The organism is Clostridium sp. chh4-2 (genome assembly GCF_002899675.1).
GTDB lineage: Bacteria > Bacillota > Clostridia > Lachnospirales > Lachnospiraceae > CHH4-2.
Window position 1 is genome coordinate 301,123 of record NZ_PKUU01000001.1, and the last position, 20,732, is coordinate 321,854.

The following is a 20,732-nucleotide window of genomic DNA, read 5'->3' on the forward strand; positions in this document are numbered from 1 at the left end:
CCATCTATTTCTGATACTCTTATTCTATCTCAATTAAAAGCGTTTGAAAAGGAAGAAGTTTCCTTCTTCTTATTCTCCAAATAATTCCTCAAAGGAACGGATGCAGCTCTGAGTTTTAGACCGATCCAGAACCGCAAATAAAATGCGCTCAAAATATCCGTCAAAACCGCCTTCCAAAAGCTCCTTCCACCACAAAGCCACCTCTTTCGGATCATTTCTGAACACTCCGCATCCATATGCGCCTAAAACCAGATTCCTATCCCCTTGTTCTGCAAATACAGCCAGGGCAATAGCCATCCGCCGCTTCATAATCCTCTTTGCCTCCTGCTGATCTTCTCCCTTCTGCAGAACCTGCCCCATATTAACGGCCGGAAGGGTCAGAACCGACGCCTTTACCGGTTCCTTTAAAAGATTAAATCCTCCGTCTCTGAAAAATACAACATTGGGAGAATAGATCCCATGATCCGTATACATCACGGAACCAAAATTCCGGTTGGCTCTGTAGTACTCCTCATGCACCGTCAAGGTCTTATATAACCCGCTGGAGGCGGCCAGGCTCTCTTCCTGCGCCATCGCCCCGTTTAAAAATCCGCCTCCCGGATTCTTAGCGCTGGCGAAATTCAGCACACCAATCGAGTTCTTTCCTTCCTCCACAAGTTCGATAACCGCATCTACTGTAGAATTATTTTCCACAGTCATGTATAAAACGCCTTTTCGTTTCCGTTCACCGCTTTTATATTTCTTTAAAAGGTTCTCTCCTTCTTCCGGCGTGATTAAGATACTTTTCTTAACAGACGCTCTGTGATCTTCCATAATGGAGATTTTTTCTCCCTGATATTCATAATATCCCTGTTCCATAATCCGCAGCGTTTCTTTTGCAGTCGCTTTTCTATCCATTCTCATCCTCCAATTTTCTTCTGTAAAGCCTGGATGGACGATGTCCCTCCTTTTCCGTAAAAAATCCGGTTTCCTCCACCAGGTCTGCCGCCTTTCTCCTGAATGCCGCCTTTAACAGCGTTTTACCCAGAATCACTTCATACACCTGCTGCAGCTGGGTCAGGGTAAACTGTTCCGGCATCAAATGAAGCGCCAGATCCGTATATTCCAGTTTTCCCCTAAGCCGTTCCACCGCATAGGCGATAATCTTGGCATGGTCAAAAGCCAGCCCGTCATTATCCGTTATGATATACTCGCAGGACTGGCCGCTCATTCCCTTTGTCGTGACCTTATCCACCGTACTTTTTAATACCGTCGATTTATGGCGCAGCTCCAAACGAAATCTCTGCCTTTTTATGATCTTCCCATCTTTTTTCTCCGTAATCTCTTCCACCATGGGACAGGTGAGACTGAACCACGCCGCATTATCCGCGTCATCCCCTGCCTCTAGCTGCACTTTAGTCCCGTCAACCAACGCCATATAGGAACAGCTCATAACCCAGGTACGGGGATCTCTTCCCAAATCACTGAATGTATAAAGCTGCTCCAAATACACCTGATCCACGCCCGTCTCTTCCTTCAGCTCTCTCCTGGCCGCCTGTTCCGTCGTCTCAACCGGGCGCACAAACCCTCCCGGAAGAGCCCAACACCCCAGATAAGGATGGCCGCCTCTCTGAATCAACAGCACTCGTAATTCCTTTTCCGGCAGCTTCCTGTAATTTTCCTCTTCCTCTTCCGTTACAGTAAAGATCACCATATCCGCCGCCACGGAAGGTCTCTCATAATCCCCCGGCTTATACTGCCTCAGAAATTCTTCTTCCGTCAATCCGTTCCTGTCCCTCAACGCTTCCATCCTCACGCCTCCTCATCTTCCTGTTTCAGCAAAATATCCCGAACCTCCGTCAATGCAAATCCCAGAAGATTCGTTCCCCTCCACTTCACAGGACATTCCGCATCCGGGTTATTTTTCCCCATTCCGATTCCCCATATCCGGTCTCTGGGGCTGGCTTCGACTAAAATTCTCTTTTTTGTGGTCTTTAAAAATTCCCACAAATCCGGATTCTGAGAAAACTTCGCCAGATTAGCCCGTTTTACTATCTCATAACAAGAACTCCCCCACCGGTCAGGATCAAAGTTTTTCACCGCCCGTCCATAAGCTTTCATCTCTTTGGGATGATTCGCTTTCATAATCATAGAAAGCATCTCCTCATCCCCAAACATTCTGGCCTTCTCCGCCATCATATACTGCTCCGCGCAGGAATAGGTAACGCCGTCTATCGTAAATGGGCACTTCCACCACTGGCTGAGACAGCTTTCATTGATATGCCCGTCCGCAGGAGGCGTATGACCCCAAAAGAACAAAAACCGCAGTTTTTCGCCTTTCATGTATGCTTTCTTCAATTCCTGGATTTCGTAAATCATGACATTCTCCTTTTTTATCTGCTTTTGTTATTATCATTTTGTTAATATCTATATGTTAATAACATTATACCACTGCATTTAGAGATGTCAATCCTTTATTTTGTCCCCAAAAAAGATACACACAGAATTTTTTACATCAAACGTGAAGGCATTTCGGAAAATGCCCTCACCCTTTACATTAAATCCTCAAAGCATTTTCAGAAAAGCCTTCACCCTTTACATTAAATCCTCAAAGCATTTTCAGAAAAACCTTCACGTTTAATGTAAAACCTTACTCTAGCATCCACCAAATCTTTTTATCCTCAGCCAGCCAAGCAACAGCCGGAAAGAAGGGATCACCCGGGCACCCGGCAGAACTGATAAGGCATAGGGGATCGTTTGCAGCCCCTTAGTGATACTTGGTCGGCAAGAGCGGAAAATGGCAGACAAATACTGAATTCCGAATCAGTATTTGAGGCGCCTCTGAGCGATGAAGTCATAAAGAGTTCATCGCGAATGGCGCCGCGCTGCCTTTTTCCGCTCTTGACGGCCTAGTATCACTTAGGGGCGAAACTCGAATCCCCTATGCCTTATCAGTTCTGCCGGGTGCCCGGGTGATCCCTTCTTTCCGGCGTTTCTTTCTAAACTAAATAAAAATTTGAACCCACCCTACTGCGCCTTCACAGAGGTAATGTGAGGATTTACACCCTCATACCAGTATAAAAATCCTTCCATATCAATTACATCGCCAATCTGCAGATTCTTCACCGCTTCATAAACCTCAGTGGTATTGTCACACAGATAGGATTCCACCGTAAAGGTGTAGGTCTCACCATTCAGGGAGACATTAAAATACAAATCGTTTCCGTCTTCTCCGGAGCCGTCCCAGTTATACAGAAAAGCGACGTCCTTTCCATCCGCATCCTGTCCCGCAGCTTCAACCGTCATGCCTTTGAAAGACACGAACTGGTTCTGATGGTTAATCAGCTCATCGGTGCCAAGCAGTTCAGTAACATCAAATGCCGGCGCGATATAGCTGCCGTCCAGGATCTCAAAGGATGCTCCTTCTGCAATTTCAACTTCTCCGGCCCACTCAGTCTTGTAACCGGTTACTTTGATCTTGGTTCCGGGAACCAGTTTTGCATACTCTTCTTCGGTGCAGTTCACATTGTAGACAAAATATGCGCCGTCTTCATCCTGAGTATACAGAGTCGCTTTGTTATCCCACCAGGACTGTTTTGCCTGAACATAGGTCTCGATCACAACTTCACTCTCAAGTTCTGCAGCCACATACTCTTCATAAGTCATAACGCCCTCAGATTTAGCGCCGGCGTTTTCAGAAGCGCTGCTTTCCTCTTTGCTTTCCTGTCCGGCAGCTTCAGAAGCTGCAGCAGTCTGAGCGGCCACGGTGGTTTCGGCAGCACTCGCTTCTGTGCCTGCTGCAGATGTGGTTCCTTCGGACTTTCCACAGCCGGAAAGTGCCAGCATAAGCGTAAGTGCCATTGATAATACAACTGTTTTTTTCATAATTCCTCCTCTTTTCTGAAAAAAATACTTACCTTGTTTCCAAAAGTATTATACCTTAAAATTCCAATAAATCAATGTTTTTTCTTTTTTATGAACACATACAGCAGAATCAGAATCCAGGCCGACACCAGCGAAAGGAGCAGAAAAACAGACGGGAGCGGAAGCTCTCCCAAGTCTTTCTTGCCGAAGGTGGATTCGTTCCCCTGGCCAAGACGGTATAAAGCGGTCACATCGCTGTAGAGCTTTTCCATATATGCATCATCCACAGTTTCTTTACGCTTAACTGACTTTACCACATTCTCAATCAGCTGTCCGGCAGCGTCGCGAAGGGAGGCAGAACCGTTAAATACCGGTGTCACAAAGGTATCATCCATATGATCCAGCAAAAGCTTTGCCGCCTCTATCTTCACCTCGTAGTGAAGGTTATTGTCCTCTCCGGCTCGTGACAGATATTCCTGGTACTCGGCCGACTCCTGAGCCTTTAAGGTGACCGGTATATACCCTTCAGTCTCTGAATAGGCAGTCTGAACATCATTGGTCAGCAGATATTGGGCAAACAGCCAGGAAGCCAGAACCTCCTGTGGATTTGTCTTGTTAAATACGCATATGGAAGGCCCCTGGGATATCATCTGCGGATTCTTTGGATCAAACTGGGGAATCATCTTGACCTCAGTCTCAAATTCCACCTTGGAATCCTCGCTGATGTCGCTGAGCGGCGCTTCGCTTCCCATCCAAGTCGCTCCCGCCGTGGAATCTACGGCAAATACACACTGGCCGGCATTGAGGAAATTGGCGGGATAACTGGATATCTTAAAGGTCGAAAAAGCTCCGTTCTTCACATGCTCCGATATGGTGTACAGCAGTTCTGTGGCCGTATCATTGAATATTTCAATGGTTCCGTCACCGGTCGAATATCCTGCGCCTTTCTGCTTCAGCATTTGAATCATCATATTATCTGTGGACTTATAGATAAAGGGGATCATGACCTTCTGTCCGTTTATCGAATAAATGCCTTCGCCATCCCGCACAGCCGCCGCGTCGGACACTTCCCAGATAAAATCCCAGGTTAAAACCTCCGGCAGTTCATATCCCAAAGCTTCCACGTAAGTTTTGTTGATATAGCAGGCTTCTGTGGAACGCATAAACGGAATGGCATAATAATGGCCGTCAATAGAACCCTCCTCCAAAAACCGCGGAATGATCTCATCCTGTTTTGGGCTGTCGTACATTACCTTGCTGCCGCCAAACCCATATTTTTCATCAGTAAACAACTCATCTAGCGGCGCCACCACATTAACTCCCGTCAGATAGGTGGCAATATGGTCCGGATAGGTAATGCAGACATTTGGCGTAGTATTGGTGGAAATATTGGTAATCACATCATTGTATATCTTGCCGTAATCCGTATACAGGCGCAGATTCACTGTGATATTTGGATACAGCTTCTGGAAATCGTCAATGGCTTTCCGGTAGATATCGGTCTGGGTTTTGTTGGTATCGTTTTTGGCCCAGAAGGTGATCTCATAGTTTTTCGACATATCGAACTCCTCGGGAACCGTAAAATCAGGCAGGCCCCGGGAACCGTGACAGCCGTTTAAAGAAAATGCAGCCATCATGGCAGTAAAAAAGAGAACGCCGCGTTTGAATAATCCTTTCATCCTTTTGTACCTCCACGCGCCACTCCTTCCATTACCTTCTTATGGAATGCAAGAAACAGCAGAATCAGCGGAACGGATATCACCACCACTGCAGCCATCATTGCCGGAATATTTTCGCGGCCGAAACCATTTTCACGGATTTCCTGAATACCGTTTGATACCAGATAGTAGTTGGGATCGTCGGTGATCAGCCTGGGCCATACGTAGGAATTCCAGCACTCGATCACTTTCAGAATAACGATAGTGATCAGCGTCGGTTTGCAGATCGGCATCATCACCCGTCTCAGATACCGGAAATCCGACGTGCCGTCCACTTTGGCGGCATAGTACAGCTCGTCCGGAATCTGGGCGAAATTTTCCCTCAGAAGATATATATAGAACACCGATGTTACCGAAGGAAGGATTAATCCCATAAAGGTATTGCGCAGCCCCAAATCCGTGATGGTGGTAAAGTTGGTAATGACCACCAGTTCATTGGGAATCATCATCAGAGAAAGGAAACAGGTAAACGCCAGGTTTTTTCCCTTAAATTCCAGTCTGGCAAATGCAAAAGCCGCCAAAATAATCACCCCCAGCATCAGCACCGTGGTGATCACAGTAAAAACTAACGTATTTAAAAGGTATTTTCCAAGAGCCACCGTGGTAAATGCATCCAAATAGTTCTGCAGAGTGGGCGACAGGGTAAAGAATCTTGGAATATGTTCCGAGTTGTAGGAACCATAACTTTTTACAGATGTCAGAATCATCCAGTAAAAGGGAAACAATACGACTACCGCCCAGAAAATGAGCAACGCATAGACAGCTGCCTTGCCGGCATTTCTCCGTACTCTGGCTGACTTTTCTATCTTTTCATAATCAATTTGTTTTTCCATCAGTGTCTTCCTGCCCTTTCCTTATGAATAGTAAACATGCTTCCTGCTGACCAACAGGTTAATGCAGGTGATGGTGAGCACAATGGCAAACAGAAGAATGGCCGCCGACGACGCATAAGAAGGGTACCCGCCGCTGTCCCCATAGAGCATATCGTACACATAGCCCACAATGGTGTTCATCTGCGCTGCATTCAAATCCGTGCCAAACAAAGCCACCGCGTCGCTGTAAGACTTAAATGCTCCGATAAAGCCGGTGATAACCAGATAAAAGATCATCGGCGAAATCATCGGCAGCGTGATCTTGCGGAATATGCGGAATTTGGAAGTGCCGTCCACCCTCGCGGCATTATAATAGACCTGATTGACGGAAGCCAGCGCACTGACCAGAATCAGAATTTTAAAGGGCATAACTACCCAAATGGTATAAAAACACAGCACAAACATCTTAGCCCAGTAGGGTCCGTCAATGAAATCAACGGAACCGCCGCCGAACCAGTTGATCAAAAGATTTACCAGACCGTCCGAATATGCCGTCTTCTTAAATAAAATCATAAACACCAGACCGACCGCCAGCGTATTGGTCACATACGGCAGGAAGTAAATGGTCTGGAACAGCTCCCGCAGCGGCTTAATGGAACTGAGCTCCACAGATATCAGCAAAGCAAGTCCGGTGGATACCGGCACCGTAATAATCACAAGAAGAAAGGTATTTTTCAACGCCTGCAGAAAATAAGGGTCATGCAGGACATAGGAATAGTTATAAATGCCCACTCCAAAAAATGTCTGGGACGCGGAGTTATAGCCTTCTTCAAAGGAATAAATAAAGACATCGATCAGGGGATATATCATAAATGCGCCCAGAAACAGGAATGCCGGTATGAGATACAGCCAGCCCTTCAAATTATTTTTTTCCATAATATTCTCCCATCATCCAAGTTCAAAACGGATTCTCTCCTCCGTTTCCTTGTGAAACAGAAATACCTTTCGGGGCTTCAGGGCAAATCCCATCGTCTCCGCCCCCGTATCCAGACGGCTTTCGGAATCAATAATGGAGCGGATGACAGCATTTTGTGAGTGTTCATGAGTGGTAACCACACTGAAATCTCTGCCCATCACCTCCAGGCGGCTCAGGCGGCAATGCAGAGGGCCTTCCGCCTGAAGGAGAAAGCCTTCCGGCCGGATTCCAACCGTAACCGGCTGATCCGAAACGCCTTTTACATCCAGAACCGCTTCGGTTCCAATGTATAGCCTGCCGCCGCGGACCTCTCCGTCAAACACATTGATCGGCGGAGTTCCTAAAAACTTCGCCACAAAAAGATTCACCGGATCGTCGTAAACCTCCTGAGGCTTTCCGATCTGCTGAACCACTCCCGCCTTCATCACCACAATGATATCGGAAATGCTCATGGCCTCGTCCTGGTCATGGGTGACAAAGATAGTGGTAATCTTCGTCTGTTTCTGGATTCTCTTTATCTCCTCTCTGGTCTGAAGCCTCAGCCTGGCATCCAGATTGGAAAGGGGCTCGTCCAATAAAAGCACACGGGGCATCTTAACAAGCGCCCTGGCGATGGCAACGCGCTGCTGCTGCCCTCCGGAAAGCTCACTGGGCCTGCGGTCCATCAGCTCTTCAATCTGCACCAGACCGGCCGCCTCATACACCCGCTCCTTCATCTGATCCCTCGATAGTTTGTCCGCTCCCTTTAGATTCTCCAATGGGAACCTGATATTTTCCTCCACGGTCAGATGAGGATAGAGGGCATAATTCTGAAATACCAGTCCAACGCCCCTGTTTTCCGGCGGTAAATTGGTGACATCATCTTCTCCAAAGAAGATTTTGCCTCCGGTAGGCTTTTGCAGGCCGCAGATCAGGTTCAGTGTGGTGCTTTTGCCACAGCCTGAGGGCCCCAGAAGCCCCACCAAAGAGCCGTCCGGAATTTCAAAATTGAAATCATTCACGGCTGTCACCTCGCTGCTCACCTTCTTATTCCGCCCGGAAAATTTCTTTGTCAGATTCTGCAATACGATTTTCATGCTGTCTCGCTCCTTATTTTATTCAAAACGTACTTGTCCAGTAGCCTTTACAATTACTCTCTGCTTTCTTTTTTACATCATTCAGAATTGTCCGTTAAATTATTAGATTTTAATAATCCCCATATTGTTTGCTCCCCCTTACGGATCTTAGATACCCTTTTATATTCATTAAGGCTATTCTCTAACACTGATACATCCGAAAAATACTTTTTAACAAATGTAACACTTTTTACGTTTTTAAATTTTAAAACGGATTTACAATATTCACTTGGCAACATATTTTTTCGTTTTTCAAAATCTTTATACTTACCTTCATTACAAATAATAAGCATTTCAATTTCTGGTGCAGTAACTACATTTATAATCTCCACTTTATCTTGATACGCTTTACTTATTTTAAAATTTTCTCTTCGTGAATCCAGTATTCTATACACGATTATTTTTCCTGAAAATTCTTTTCGTAAATATTTTTCTTCAAAATCTTTTCCTTTTCTTGATCTAAGAACTTCTTCTTCAAGTAATTCAGCTCTTGAAAAAATCAACTTATCCTGATCCAATAGCAAATCCAATATAGCTCTCTCAGCTCCACCTTCACAAATACAAGCTTTATATCCAGCCATTTTCATTCTCCCGTATTTTTACACTAGAAAGAATCTTTTTTAGTGCTAAATATGAATCATATACCGGCACTGTACCCTCTAAATACCCGCTTTCATATGCTTCACTCTTTTTTATATCATTACGTTTCAAGATAATAGAAAGATTCTCTGCATAAATTCCTCCACGGTTTCTAACAATGTAAATACAATCGTTTCTCTCAAATTCGTCTAGTAGTTCTGAATAATGAGTAGAATAAATTAAGGTTGCACCATTCTTATTCACATTTGGATTCATAAAAAAGCGTACTAATGTAGTAACAATTTCTTCGTTAAAATGATTTTCTAATTCATCAACAATTAAATATCCACCATCCACAAAGCAAAGCAGTGCATTCATAAAAACATTTATTCCTTTAATAGTTCCTGATGAAAGATATTTTTCTATCTCACTCGGTCTATTGAGTATAATTTCTTCTGACTCATAGAACTTTAGCCGAATATCAGTTTGCTTTTTTTCTATATTACATTTAAAATACTCAATACTTGGATCCAGAAAAGTGAGAAGTTCTCTCGGAAATCTTCCAAGAATATTTAACATATTATGATTGGTCCACATCAGCATATCCCGTAATGGAAAATTAGATTGCTTCTCTTTATTTATCGCAATCATAATACTCACATCATCTAACAAAAATTGCTCTTTCTGATTTCTTTCAATCTTTATATCCACATTTTTGAAATCAAATAAACTCTTTTTAGTTTTTACTTTGTGCACATCTTTTTCCCACAATCGCTCATCCGTTATAACTAATTTTTCTCCATTATCGACAGTATTTATTTTTTTAGTAATTACTGTTTCAAGCTTATAAATACAATTTTCATTATAAAAAAAACTAAAAATTTTTACATTTTCCTCTTCTGATAAATCATTCAGAATTTCTTTAGATTTAATATTGTTAAGAGCCTCGTTATTAAGAAGATTAAAGACAAATGAAACCGCTTTTAATATTGTTGTTTTTCCAGAAGCATTAATACCTATAAAAGAAATTGCCTGATTAGTATAAATATTCGAAAAAACATGAAATAATTTTTCTTTATCATCTTCAGCAACTCTTTGTTTGGTAATAAAATCAATGTCAATATTTCCCTTAAACCGTGGCATATTTTGTATACTAATTTTCAACAGCCTCATGTTTTCACCTCTTTTATTCTCGTGATACTTGTTTTTACCATTATATTATGTCATAAATCAATTGAATATTCAATGATTATTAACGAAATATCCGATTTTATTTTCATTTTTTATTGATTCACCCTGGAAAACTGTCACGCAGACACAGCGCCCCATACCCCAGCTGGGGGTTAGGCCAGACATCATATCCGGGCAACTGTCTGGCCCCTCTGCGCAGATAGGCTTTGATTTTTTCCCCATAGAGAAAAGGATCATGGCCTTCAATAATCCCCCATTCCATCATCAGAGCCGCGCTTCCCGCCACAAATGGAGAAGCGAAGGACGTTCCCGTAACCGTTTCATAGCCTCCCCCGGAATTGGCAGTCATAATATTAACTCCCGGCGCCGCCAAATCCGGTTTTACCTGATTTGTCACCCGGGTATAACCGCGTCCTGAAAAGTCCGCATAGGACTGGTATCTGCTGTTATAAGCTCCTACGGAGATCACCTGGGCTGCAGTGGAAGGTATGGTCAGCGTAATGTCCGGAGTGGGTCTTAAAAATTTTGTAGAGGCATTTAAAATATTAGAAGACGGCAGCCACATATCATAGCTTCCTGATACGATATGCTGCGGCTCCAGGCGGAATGTCCAGATTCCGCTGTCTATATACAGATCCACCGGCTGAAAATCCAGATAGATTTCCTGGGCCTGGCTGTATGGACTGGGTTCCCCATAGAATACGAGAATCCTGGTCTGCCCGTAACGCAGAGTCCGGTTTCCTCCGCCCTGGTCCGTAACGCTCAGCACTTCCCCGGACGGGGTGATGAGGCTGATCGTAAAGGAATCCACATACTCCTTCCAGATCTGGACGCTGAATCCCGTCTCGTATGGGGCAGCCGAAAGTTCTACAAGCTCCGTCTCCCCCATTCTCAGCACTCCTGACGTATGTCCGCCCGTATTCCCTTCATTGCCGGTACCCGCAACGATGGAAGTTCTCCCGTAATTGGAAATATCGTCTAAAAATGTTTCCACCAGACTGGTTCCGTCATGAGAGCCATAAGTATTTCCAAAGCTTAAATTAACCGCAGCGGGCATCTGAAGACGGACGCCTGTTTTCACCACATAATCCACCGCCTTCATGAGCTCAGTTGTTCTTGGAAATCCCCCTTCTTCCGGCACACCTAATTTCACGATCACCAGAGGACTTTCATACGCCACCCCACGGTACCGTCCTCTGCTCTCCCTCCCATTTCCTGCCGCGATTCCTGCGACTGCGGTTCCATGGCCGCTGGCATCGACAGAGGGCACAATTCTTCTGGCCGCCGTCCTCTCTCCTGCATTCAAAGCTTCATTTATCTCCTCCTCCGTAAAAATCCGGTCCAAGACCTGATCCCACAGATAGAGAATCCTGGTGCTTCCGTCCTCATTTCTGAAATCTTCATGGTAATAATCGATCCCTGAGTCAATGATCCCCATAATCACCCCGCGTCCGCTCAGATTCTTGCCGGTATCCTGAACATAGGTAATGCAGGAAGCGGACTTCCCCTGGTTCAATGCGAAAAACAGCCGTTTGGGCTTTTCAATGTATTCAATTTCCGGCAGCCGGCTGAGCCATTCGATCAAATGCTGCGGTACGGTCAATATGGCGTACTCATTGAGCAGATCAAAGATGATGATCCCCATATCCGCCAGACTGGAAATGTCTCCCGAATATTTCACAATCAGATCCCAGGTGCGTTCCTCCGGATTATACCCCACCCCCAATTCTTCCGATTTTTCCAATTCCTCTTCCGAGGAATCCAGCGCTAAATTTAAAAGATTATCCAGTTTTTGATTGTCCATCTGATCTCCGTTTTTTGTTACGATTCACAGCCCCGGTGGTCTCTGAACAGCAACTTTTTTACCAATATATGCAAAAAGGAAGAAATCTTTCGATCTCTTCCTGCTGTTAGTACTCTTATTCCAATTTTCTTATTTCAAAAATCCGTTTACAATCTGTGCCTCGGCTTCCGCTTCCGTCAATCCCAGAGTCATAAGCTTAATAATCTGTTCTCCCGCAATCTTTCCGATCGCCGCTTCGTGAATCAGCGCCGCATCCGGGTTGTTGGCCGTAATCTCAGGAATCGCGCTGATCTTTGCATCGTCCATGATGATCGCATCACATTCCGTATGGCCTGCGCACTTGGCATTTCCGTTAATCTTGGAAATAAATGTCTGTCTGGAATTTTCCTTTGCCACAGAACGGGAAATGACATTGGCGCTGGAATCCTCCCCGTTTAAGTTAACCGTGAATTCGCTGACCGCATCCTGGATTCCATGGGTTAAAAGCCGTTCCCTGATCACCAGCTTGGCGCCTTTTGCCAGATCGGCCACTGTGCTGCGCTTGGTGGAATCCACGCCTTTGATCTGAACCATCTCCATCTCCACATACCCGTTCTCTTCCACCGTGACTTCCGTGCCCGGGTTCATGATTCTGTGGCCTTTCCCGTCTCCGCTTCCGTAGTGTTTTTCCACATACTTCACTTTCGCATTCTTTCCTACGAAGAAACGGTGGATTCCGTCGTGTTTGGAATCCGCATCCCCGCTGTTATGAATGCCGCACCCTGCAATAATCGTAACGTCCGCATCATCCCCGATGTAGAAATCATTGTATACCATCTCGGTAAGACCGCTTTGGCTCAGAACCACCGGAATATGAACGCTTTCATTCTTCGTGCCGGGTTTGATTCTGATATCAATGCCGGTTCCATCTTCTTTTGAAATAATATCGATGTTGGCTGTCGTATTTCTTCCTGCCATCTGTCCGTTTGCGCGGATATTGTATGCACCTGCCGGAATTTCGTGCAGGTCTGCCACTTCTTCTAATAAGGTTTTCTGAATCTGGTCCATATTATCTCGCCTCCTTATAGAACTTTTCACACGCATCCACCGCGGAAGCGGTTCCTAAAATCTCCGGAAGAATCTCATCTTTCGGCCCCTGTTTTGTAATACTGCCATCCGCTATGACCACAATCTCGTCTGCGATATTGAGAATCCGCTCCTGATGGGAAATAATCAAAATGGAACCGTCTGTCTGCTGGCGCATCCGGTCGAACACCTGAATCAGGTTCTGGAAGCTCCATAAATCGATTCCGGCTTCCGGCTCGTCGAATACGGAAAGCTTGGAAGCCCGGGCCAGAACGGTTGCGATTTCAATCCGCTTTAATTCACCGCCTGAAAGGCTGGCGTTGACTTCCCGGTTGATATAATCCTTGGCGCAGAGCCCTACTTCCGAAAGGTACTTGCACGCATCCACCGCGGACAGATTCTCCTTGGCCGCAAGGCGGATCAAATCCAGCACCTGAACGCCTTTAAAGCGGACCGGCTGCTGGAAAGCAAAGCTGATTCCCATATTGGCCCTGTCCGTAATGCTCATTTCCGTAATATCGGTTCCGTCAAATATAATGCGGCCGCTGTTCGGCTTTTCAATTCCGGCAATTAACTTTGCCAGCGTGGATTTCCCGCCGCCGTTGGGGCCGGTAATTACCACGAATTTATGATCTTCAATGGTTAAATTCAAATCCCGTATGATACCTTTTTGTCCCTTTTCCGCCTGAACTTCAAAGGACACATTCTCTAATGTAAGCATGACTTCCTCCAAATATTGTTTCTGGTTTTACCCGCATTTGATATTATATACCATTTTTCCAATCATTACTATATCTTTATCCAACTTTTACAATTCGACCCGCCTTCCTCCGGCGCATTCGTACAGCCGGTGAGAAATCGACAGCACAGTCCGGCTTCGTGCCGCGGCCTGCAGCGCCTCCAGCACCCGCTGTTCCGTATTGGAATCCAGGTTTGCCGTGACCTCGTCCAGCAAAAGGATCTTCGGGTCTGCCGCAATCGCCCTGGCGATGGAAAGCAGCTGTATCTGCCCTTGTGAAAAAAGCGCGGCGCTGTAAGGGGTATCCAGCTGTTTTGGCAGCTCTTGTACCGCATCCAGCAGCCCTGCCGTATCGAGAGCCTGAATCACCTGTTCCCGGCAGAGATTTGTATCTCCCAGCGTAATCTGGTCCAGGATTGTCCCCGGCACCGGATGAAATCCCTGCTCCACATAGCCAAATATCTTTCTTCTGTCATTCTCACCAATCTGGTCAGCCCGCTGCCCGAACACATTTACAGCGCCGCTCCATGGCTCATACAGACCGAGCAGCAGCTTGAACACAGTGCTTTTCCCCGCCCCGGTTCTGCCGGACAGAGTCACATGTTCTCCCTGACGCACCGTCAGAGAAAATTCATGCAGGATTTCCTGCGCGTCTTCATATCCGAAGGTTACATTCTTTAGCTGCAGTGCCGGAATATCTGTCACAGACTGCCTTTCCTCCTTCGCAGGCAGATCCGAAACCAGCGGCATTTCCGGTTCTTCCAAAAACTCGTTGATTCGGTGGATGCCGGCCGCCGCTGCCTGAATATTCTGAATCTCCATACCGATGCTTTCTAACGGGTCAAAGATTTTTCCCACATAGGAAATCACGGCGACGGCCGTGCCCACGGACATTCCGAACAGCTGCATGAGCCAGCCGCCTTTCGCCGACAGAATCATCATCAGAGCCACAAGAACTGAACTAACCGTAATGATGATGGGGGAATAGACCGCATCGTAAAAATTGGCGCGGTTCACCGCCTTGAATCCATCCTGAATATAGCTGTCATACCGCCCTTCCATATAGCTTTCTTTATGCAGATTATGAATCATCCGAATATTTCGGATGGTATCCGGCACATGATTATTTGCACGGCCGACTGCTATGCGGTTATCCAATTGTGCCGCCAGCATCCTCTTTTGAAAAATGCGCGTCATCAGATACAAGAAAGGCAGAACCAAAAGCAGCAAAATACCAAGTCCCGGGCTTTTCAAAAAAATCACTGCCAAAATACTGAGCATGCGGAATGCATCCGCCGCCATACTGATCACTCCCGAGGTAAACAGCGCTTCCACGGTATCCACATCATTTACAAACCGGGATACGGTGGTTCCGGTATCCTGACCGGTATAATAATCCGCCGGCAGCATTTTTAATTTTCGGCACATACAGCTTCGTATCTGATGGGTCGCTTTCTGTCCGAATACGGTAATTAAACTCTCCTTTCCCGCATCCAGAATGCCGGAAGCTGAAAATAGGAGAAAATAGATGAGTACCAGAGATGGAGAAAAGGATTTTCCTTCCGCCAAAGCGTTCACAATCCGTTCCAGCGCCAGCGGCGGAAGAATCCCGGCAAATACACTCCCTGCAACAAATAAAACCAGCAGGCCGGACAGCCCTTTATTCTTTAATACCGTTTGCTTCACAGCTTCTGTAATCGGACGTTTACTCTTCACTCCGGCTGCCTCCTTTCCTATGACTGGCCGCATGATTCTGCGCCTTATATAAGTATGCGTATTCCGGATTCTCATCCATCAGCCGCTCATGAGAGGAAACCGTTACTCTGCCGTCCGACATCCACAGCACCTGGTCCATCTCAGAAAACAGCGCCAGCCGGTGTGAAAGAATGAGCACCGTACAGACACCGGGCAATCGTTTTATATTTTCAAATATTTCTCTTTCCGTCTGCATATCCACTGCGGAAAATGGGTCGTCCAGGACAAGAAACTCTTTTCGGTGGAACAGTGTCCGGGCCAGAGCAATCCGGGCCTGCTGGCCTCCTGACAGCGTCACGCCGCCATTTCCAATCCGGGAATGGATTCCCTCCGGCATCTGTCTCACTTCTTCATCCATCTTCACCCAGGAAAGCGCCTCCCAGGCATCCCCTTCTAAACCCAGAAGAATATTTTCTTCAATTGTTCCGCAGATCAATTCCGGCTCATGTCCCATATATACGGCACTGCCCCGCAGACTAATTTTCCCTTCATAAGGCAGATTTTCCAGAAACAGTTTCCCCAAGGTGGATTTTCCACAGGCCACAGGGCCGGTAACGCCAATAATTTCTCCCTCGCCTGCCGAAAATGAAACATTCGAAAGGATTTCTGCTCCATTGGGGTAGGAAAAGGATACATTTTCCATCCTCACAGACGTTCCGGAAGCCGGCATTTTCATTGACGGGCATTTCCCGCCGTCCGCACCGTTTCCGCGGCCTGACAACAGCGGTTCGATCCTCTTCCAGGAAACGGCTGCCTTCTGCACGGAATTGAAAAGCTTGGCTGCTTTGGAGGATTTGGACGCCAGTTTTGTAAAGCAGGATAAAAATGTGACAAATGCAGCGATATCCCAGGAAGTCCATCCTTCGCCCAATACATTTTTTCCTCCAAACCACAGGATACAGACTGCTCCTATCATGGAAATCACCTGATATACCGGCTGCATGGAATTTTCCCATATATTCGCCCGAACCGCTTTTTTCTCATAATCCTGCAGGCATTCCTCATAGACTTCATCCCTTCCGGTTTCCCGCCCATAAATCCGGTAAGTGACCGCATTTCCCACCCTGTCATAAGTGGCTGAGTTCAACAACCCTTCGCTCTCTTTATAGGCCCGGGCGCTGCGGGTCACGATTCCCTTCAGCCGATTGGCGATCCCGTAGGCCACAGGAGGAAAGAGCATCGCCAGCAGAGTCAGCCGCCAGTCATAACCAAGCAGCATTGCAAGATAGGCAAGCATCACAACCCCGGTATCAAAGATCTCCGTAGTAAACTTCCTGATTCCTTCCACACAGGCATCTACATCCGCCGCAGCTTTTGTCATCAGAGATCCGATTCCCTCTTTCTCAAGCTGTATCTGACTTTTCGCCAGCATGCTGCGATACAGTTCTTCCTTCATATCACGGTTGACCTGGTTCGCAAATTTTCTCACATAGAGCCGCTTAACATACCGCATTATCTGTACCAGAAGAATCACCAGCACATATGTAAAGGCAAGCGCCGCCATGGAACCAAATGTTCGGCTGCCTCTGATGATATCGCAAAGGTACTGCGCAAGCTTCCCCTCAAACCAAGGGCCAGCCGTCATACCCACATTGTAAATGATACCGGATACCGTCACGATGACAAGCGTCAATTTTTCCGGTCTGATAAAAGCTGCGATCGTTCCCTTTTTCTCATCAGCCATCTTCCTATTCCTCCCCCAGAATCTCTCATTTCCGGCGTTCATACCGCTTTATTTCGTCTGCTCAAGCCTCTCACAGATATGCGGAAAGCCGCTGCGGCTTTCTGCTTTAGACCGGAGATACAGTTGATTCAATGTCTTACAAAAATTCCGGCATTCCTCCTCCGGAAGTTCTTCTAGCAGCCACTCATAAAAGGATGCTTCTACGACGGCCTTGGAATTCTTCAATGAATCTGCTTTGGCAGTAGCATAGAGCAGCCGGCTTCTATGGTCTTCCGGATTTTCCTCCCGCAGCAGATACCCTTTCTGCTCCAGCCTGACCACTCTCCTGGCCACAGCCCCTTTGTCCATGTTGAGGCTCTGCCCCGCATCCCTCTGTGATATTCCGGGATGATGCCGGACAAGATGGATCAGATCGAATTCCCCGCTTCCAATTCCTTTTTCTTTCATCATTTGCACCACCAATTTACCGGCCTCCCGTGCAATCTTTGTTATTTGCCGTTTCGTCGCGTCCATTTTCCCACCGTACCCCCTCTATTGCAAATTGGTTGTACCATCAACCTTTTTTTGAATTGTATCACTACTACAGCCATCTGTCAATCCGTCCTGACGCCAGAAAAGACCACTGTGACTGTGAACAGTAGCGCAAGCAGCTCTTCTGGCTTCATTCGTTTTTGACACTTCAATCCGTCCTGTGATATACTGGACGTAATTGTTCAGTACCCTCACAATTACGAGCAAAAATCTTTGCGAAATCGCATGTGGCGATGGGATTTTTGCCTGCTTTTCCAAGTTTTATTACGGTCAGCGCAGTAAATGCGCAGACCTGCTGAACAATTACTACCGGACAATAAATTCATTAAAAAGAAGGATATTCCATGCTGATACTTAAAATAATCGTTCCACTTATCTTTTATAATCTCGTTCTCAACGTTGTGAACCTGATCCTGCCGCTTGGCATGTCACCGCTGGCTGTCACCGGTACAGGCGCCATCGCGTCCATTCCGATACTCTACATCTTTTACCGCATGGAGCAAAGACAACGTGGAAAATGCCGTGAAACTGATGTAACGCTGTTTCACGGCATTCCCTATATTATGCTGTTGGCGGCTGCCTCCTGTATCCTGCTGAATTACCTCATCAGCGTTTCTCCTCTCCCTGAACTATTTATGGGATACGAAGAACAATTTGCTCAAGATCTGCTCAGCCCTCCTTTATGGGTGCAGCTTTTATGCACCGTAATCGCAATACCGGCGGCGGAGGAACTGTGTTTCCGCGGTTATATCTTCGCCCTCGTCCGGGATAAGGCCGGTTTTTGGCCGGCAGCATTATTCTCCGCCCTTCTATTCGGACTTTATCATGGAAATATGCTGCAGGGAATCTACGGTTTCTGCCTCGGTTTTCTCCTTGCCTGGATTTATGAGAAGTACCGCTCTGTATGGGCATCCTACCTTTTCCACCTGACCGCCAATCTCGTATCCGTATTGGCATCCAAATGGGACCTGCTGAATAATGCCTCCGGCCAACCGGCCGCTGCTCTGCTTCTCATTGCGGGATGCCTGATATTGGTTCCTTTCTGCATTTTAAAAATCCAAAGCAGCGTTCATACACGTTAAGGCTTTATTCTTCAGGGAAATTCCATTGAATAAACCGGTAAAACGGCTTTCTCTGGCGTTTCCTGAAGTCTTCTTCATCGATCTTAGACCAGTCCAGAACACCACGTTTCGTCCTGGCTCCCAACTCTCCTACTTCAATATGATTGATCAAGCATTTCTGCGGCCGGTCTGTGTTGCACAGAGTCGGGAAAAGGTTGGACTGCACCTCTTTTTGCAGAGAAAGCCCTGCGGCATCATAATGCTCAAATATTCCGATGGAAGAATATCTCTGTCCAAAACTGTAATAAACCACATCATCGATCTGCTCCGGAGTTGCAATTCCTTCATCGATCAGATACATGGCCTCCCGGAACAGGGCGTGCTGAAGGCGGTTTCCAATAAATCCTTCGATATTCTTATTCAGAGTCACAACTTTTTTACCGACATCATTTAACAGATCTTCTGTAATCTTTACCGCTTCCTCGTCTGTATATTGGCTTTTACACACTTCCACCAACGGCACCACATGGGCAGGATTCCATGGATGAGCCACCAAAAAGCGCTCCTTATGCACCAAAAGGCTGCCTAATATATCGGCAGAAATTGCAGAAGTGGCCGAAGCGATCACAATATCTTCCCGGCAGCATTGTTCCACCTTCTGATATACGCCCCTCTTAATTTCCACGTCTTCCGTTACCGCTTCATAGCAGAAGTCAATTCCGCTCAGATCTTCATAGCTGTAGGTATAACGCACCTTTGACATGCAGACCGCTTTTTGCTTCTCATCCATGATTCCCTCTGAAATCAATTCATCAAAATTATGGCTGATCTCAATTTCCCCTTTGTTCACGCCAGTATCATGGCTTCCCAGCAAAATCACTTCATACCCGTTGCCGGAAAATAACGTAGCCAGACTCGCCCCGATCTGCCCTCTGCCGACAATACCAATTGTTTTGATATCATTCATAAACCCCAACCTCCTATTTTTCGTTCTATTACTAATTTAACACAGACGGGGTGGGACGTCTAACAAATTTTACATTAAGGGTGAAGTCATTTTGAGAAATGCCTTCACCCTTAATGTAAAAAAGCTTTATTTAGCCCGGCCAGCCATTTAGGGCAAAAAAATAAGAACCTCTGAAAATCAAAGATTCCTATCTTACTTAATGCGGGAGATGGGACTTGAACCCACACGAGCATACACCCACAAGATCCTTAGTCTTGCCTGTCTGCCAATTCCAGCACTCCCGCAAAAGAACAAATGCAGAAGAAGGGAGTCGAACCCTCAAGGTATTGCTACCACACGGACCTGAACCGTGCGCGTCTGCCAATTCCGCCACTTCTGCATTTAAAAGTTTTACGAATTTTTTAATCAATTCGTACAATTATAGTACTATACTTTTCGAAATTAATCAAGTACTTTTTTCAATTTTTTTAAATTATTTTTGTTTTTTTCCAGATTATCGTATAATCCGGGAAAAAAGCAGCAAACTATACTTCAGTGATAAGAAAAAAGCCAACTGCAAATGCAATCGGCTTCTCTTCTTTCTGATGCGGGAGATGGGACTTGAACCCACACGAGCATACACCCACAAGATCCTTAGTCTTGCCTGTCTGCCAATTCCAGCACTCCCGCTCAACGTATGGTAGTATATCATAATTTGTAATAAATGGCAAGTATTTTCGATAATTTTATTTTTTCAAAATATTGACATTTTTGGTTGACAAATCCTGAAAAGCATATTATAATAAACTTCGTTGATTTGCAGAAGTGGCGGAATTGGCAGACGCGCACGGTTCAGGTCCGTGTGGTAGCAATACCTTGAGGGTTCGACTCCCTTCTTCTGCACTTTTCAATA

Annotated in this window: 18 protein-coding genes and 4 tRNA genes; 2 read left to right on the forward strand and 20 right to left on the reverse strand. The window is 46.0% G+C overall.

What is annotated here, in order from left to right; genetic code table 11:
- Positions 1–69: 69 nt before the first annotated feature.
- The 16 genes from C0033_RS01455 to C0033_RS01530 all read right to left on the reverse strand — a co-directional run bounded on the left by C0033_RS01455 (position 70) and on the right by C0033_RS01530 (position 17,731).
- The gene (locus tag C0033_RS01455) at positions 70–897 is read right to left on the reverse strand and encodes a TIGR02452 family protein (RefSeq protein WP_103226081.1); all 828 of its coding nucleotides are present in this window, start codon (positions 895–897) and stop codon (positions 70–72) included.
- Positions 890–1,789, reverse strand: coding sequence for an NUDIX domain-containing protein (locus C0033_RS01460; protein WP_103226082.1), 900 nt, complete (start codon positions 1,787–1,789; stop codon positions 890–892). The genes C0033_RS01455 and C0033_RS01460 overlap by 8 nt, the downstream gene beginning before the upstream one ends.
- Positions 1,790–1,791: 2 nt before the next feature.
- On the reverse strand, positions 1,792–2,358 hold the full coding sequence (locus tag C0033_RS01465; protein WP_103226083.1) for an NADAR family protein: 567 nt from the start codon (positions 2,356–2,358) through the stop codon (positions 1,792–1,794).
- A gap of 648 nt (positions 2,359–3,006) precedes the next feature.
- Positions 3,007–3,864, reverse strand: a complete 858-nt coding sequence (locus C0033_RS01470) for a hypothetical protein (protein WP_103226084.1) — start codon at positions 3,862–3,864, stop codon at positions 3,007–3,009.
- Between the two features lie 71 nt (positions 3,865–3,935).
- Entirely contained in the window at positions 3,936–5,522 is a 1,587-nt protein-coding gene (locus C0033_RS01475) for an extracellular solute-binding protein (RefSeq protein ID WP_103226085.1), read from the reverse strand.
- Complete coding sequence (locus tag C0033_RS01480; RefSeq protein ID WP_103226086.1) at positions 5,519–6,394, reverse strand: carbohydrate ABC transporter permease; 876 nt, start codon at positions 6,392–6,394, stop codon at positions 5,519–5,521. Before C0033_RS01480 ends, C0033_RS01475 begins: the two co-directional genes overlap by 4 nt.
- A 21-nt stretch (positions 6,395–6,415) precedes the next feature.
- Positions 6,416–7,309 (reverse strand): sugar ABC transporter permease, encoded by an 894-nt coding sequence (locus C0033_RS01485; protein ID WP_103226087.1) that lies wholly within the window; start codon positions 7,307–7,309, stop codon positions 6,416–6,418.
- A 12-nt stretch (positions 7,310–7,321) separates the two neighbouring features.
- Entirely contained in the window at positions 7,322–8,425 is a 1,104-nt protein-coding gene (locus C0033_RS01490; protein ID WP_103226088.1) for an ABC transporter ATP-binding protein, read from the reverse strand.
- A 77-nt stretch (positions 8,426–8,502) separates the two neighbouring features.
- Positions 8,503–9,045 carry a hypothetical protein gene (locus C0033_RS01495; RefSeq protein ID WP_347501006.1) on the reverse strand — a complete coding sequence of 181 codons (543 nt, stop codon included), beginning with the start codon at positions 9,043–9,045 and terminating at the stop codon, positions 8,503–8,505.
- Positions 9,032–10,216: an AAA family ATPase gene (locus C0033_RS01500; protein ID WP_103226090.1), complete on the reverse strand. Its 1,185-nt coding sequence runs from the start codon at positions 10,214–10,216 to the stop codon at positions 9,032–9,034. The genes C0033_RS01495 and C0033_RS01500 overlap by 14 nt, the downstream gene beginning before the upstream one ends.
- A 118-nt stretch (positions 10,217–10,334) precedes the next feature.
- Positions 10,335–12,038: a S8 family peptidase gene (locus tag C0033_RS01505; RefSeq protein ID WP_103226091.1), complete on the reverse strand. Its 1,704-nt coding sequence runs from the start codon at positions 12,036–12,038 to the stop codon at positions 10,335–10,337.
- 129 nt (positions 12,039–12,167) lie between these two features.
- On the reverse strand, positions 12,168–13,085 hold the full coding sequence (locus C0033_RS01510) for a SufD family Fe-S cluster assembly protein (protein ID WP_103226092.1): 918 nt from the start codon (positions 13,083–13,085) through the stop codon (positions 12,168–12,170).
- 1 nt (position 13,086) lies between these two features.
- Positions 13,087–13,824, reverse strand: a complete 738-nt coding sequence (locus C0033_RS01515) for an ATP-binding cassette domain-containing protein (protein ID WP_103226093.1) — start codon at positions 13,822–13,824, stop codon at positions 13,087–13,089.
- Positions 13,825–13,911: 87 nt separating this feature from the next.
- Positions 13,912–15,558: an ABC transporter ATP-binding protein gene (locus C0033_RS01520; protein WP_242984385.1), complete on the reverse strand. Its 1,647-nt coding sequence runs from the start codon at positions 15,556–15,558 to the stop codon at positions 13,912–13,914.
- Positions 15,548–17,281 (reverse strand): ABC transporter ATP-binding protein, encoded by a 1,734-nt coding sequence (locus C0033_RS01525; protein WP_103226095.1) that lies wholly within the window; start codon positions 17,279–17,281, stop codon positions 15,548–15,550. The genes C0033_RS01520 and C0033_RS01525 overlap by 11 nt, the downstream gene beginning before the upstream one ends.
- Positions 17,282–17,329: 48 nt before the next feature.
- Complete coding sequence (locus tag C0033_RS01530; protein WP_347501007.1) at positions 17,330–17,731, reverse strand: MarR family transcriptional regulator; 402 nt, start codon at positions 17,729–17,731, stop codon at positions 17,330–17,332.
- A gap of 425 nt (positions 17,732–18,156) precedes the next feature.
- Between C0033_RS01530 and C0033_RS01535 the strand changes: the two genes are divergently transcribed.
- Positions 18,157–18,894 carry a type II CAAX endopeptidase family protein gene (locus C0033_RS01535; RefSeq protein WP_103226097.1) on the forward strand — a complete coding sequence of 246 codons (738 nt, stop codon included), beginning with the start codon at positions 18,157–18,159 and terminating at the stop codon, positions 18,892–18,894.
- Between the two features lie 4 nt (positions 18,895–18,898).
- Here the strand turns inward: C0033_RS01535 and C0033_RS01540 are convergent, their stop codons facing one another.
- From C0033_RS01540 to C0033_RS01555, 4 genes are all read right to left on the reverse strand, one after another.
- Positions 18,899–19,840: a 3-hydroxyacyl-CoA dehydrogenase family protein gene (locus C0033_RS01540; protein ID WP_103226098.1), complete on the reverse strand. Its 942-nt coding sequence runs from the start codon at positions 19,838–19,840 to the stop codon at positions 18,899–18,901.
- A gap of 200 nt (positions 19,841–20,040) precedes the next feature.
- Positions 20,041–20,124, reverse strand: a tRNA-Leu gene (locus C0033_RS01545).
- 11 nt (positions 20,125–20,135) lie between these two features.
- Positions 20,136–20,219, reverse strand: a tRNA-Leu gene (locus tag C0033_RS01550).
- Positions 20,220–20,425: 206 nt separating this feature from the next.
- Positions 20,426–20,509 (reverse strand) — tRNA-Leu (locus tag C0033_RS01555).
- 129 nt (positions 20,510–20,638) lie between these two features.
- Between C0033_RS01555 and C0033_RS01560 the strand changes: the two genes are divergently transcribed.
- A tRNA-Leu gene (locus tag C0033_RS01560) sits at positions 20,639–20,722 on the forward strand.
- Positions 20,723–20,732: the final 10 nt, after the last annotated feature.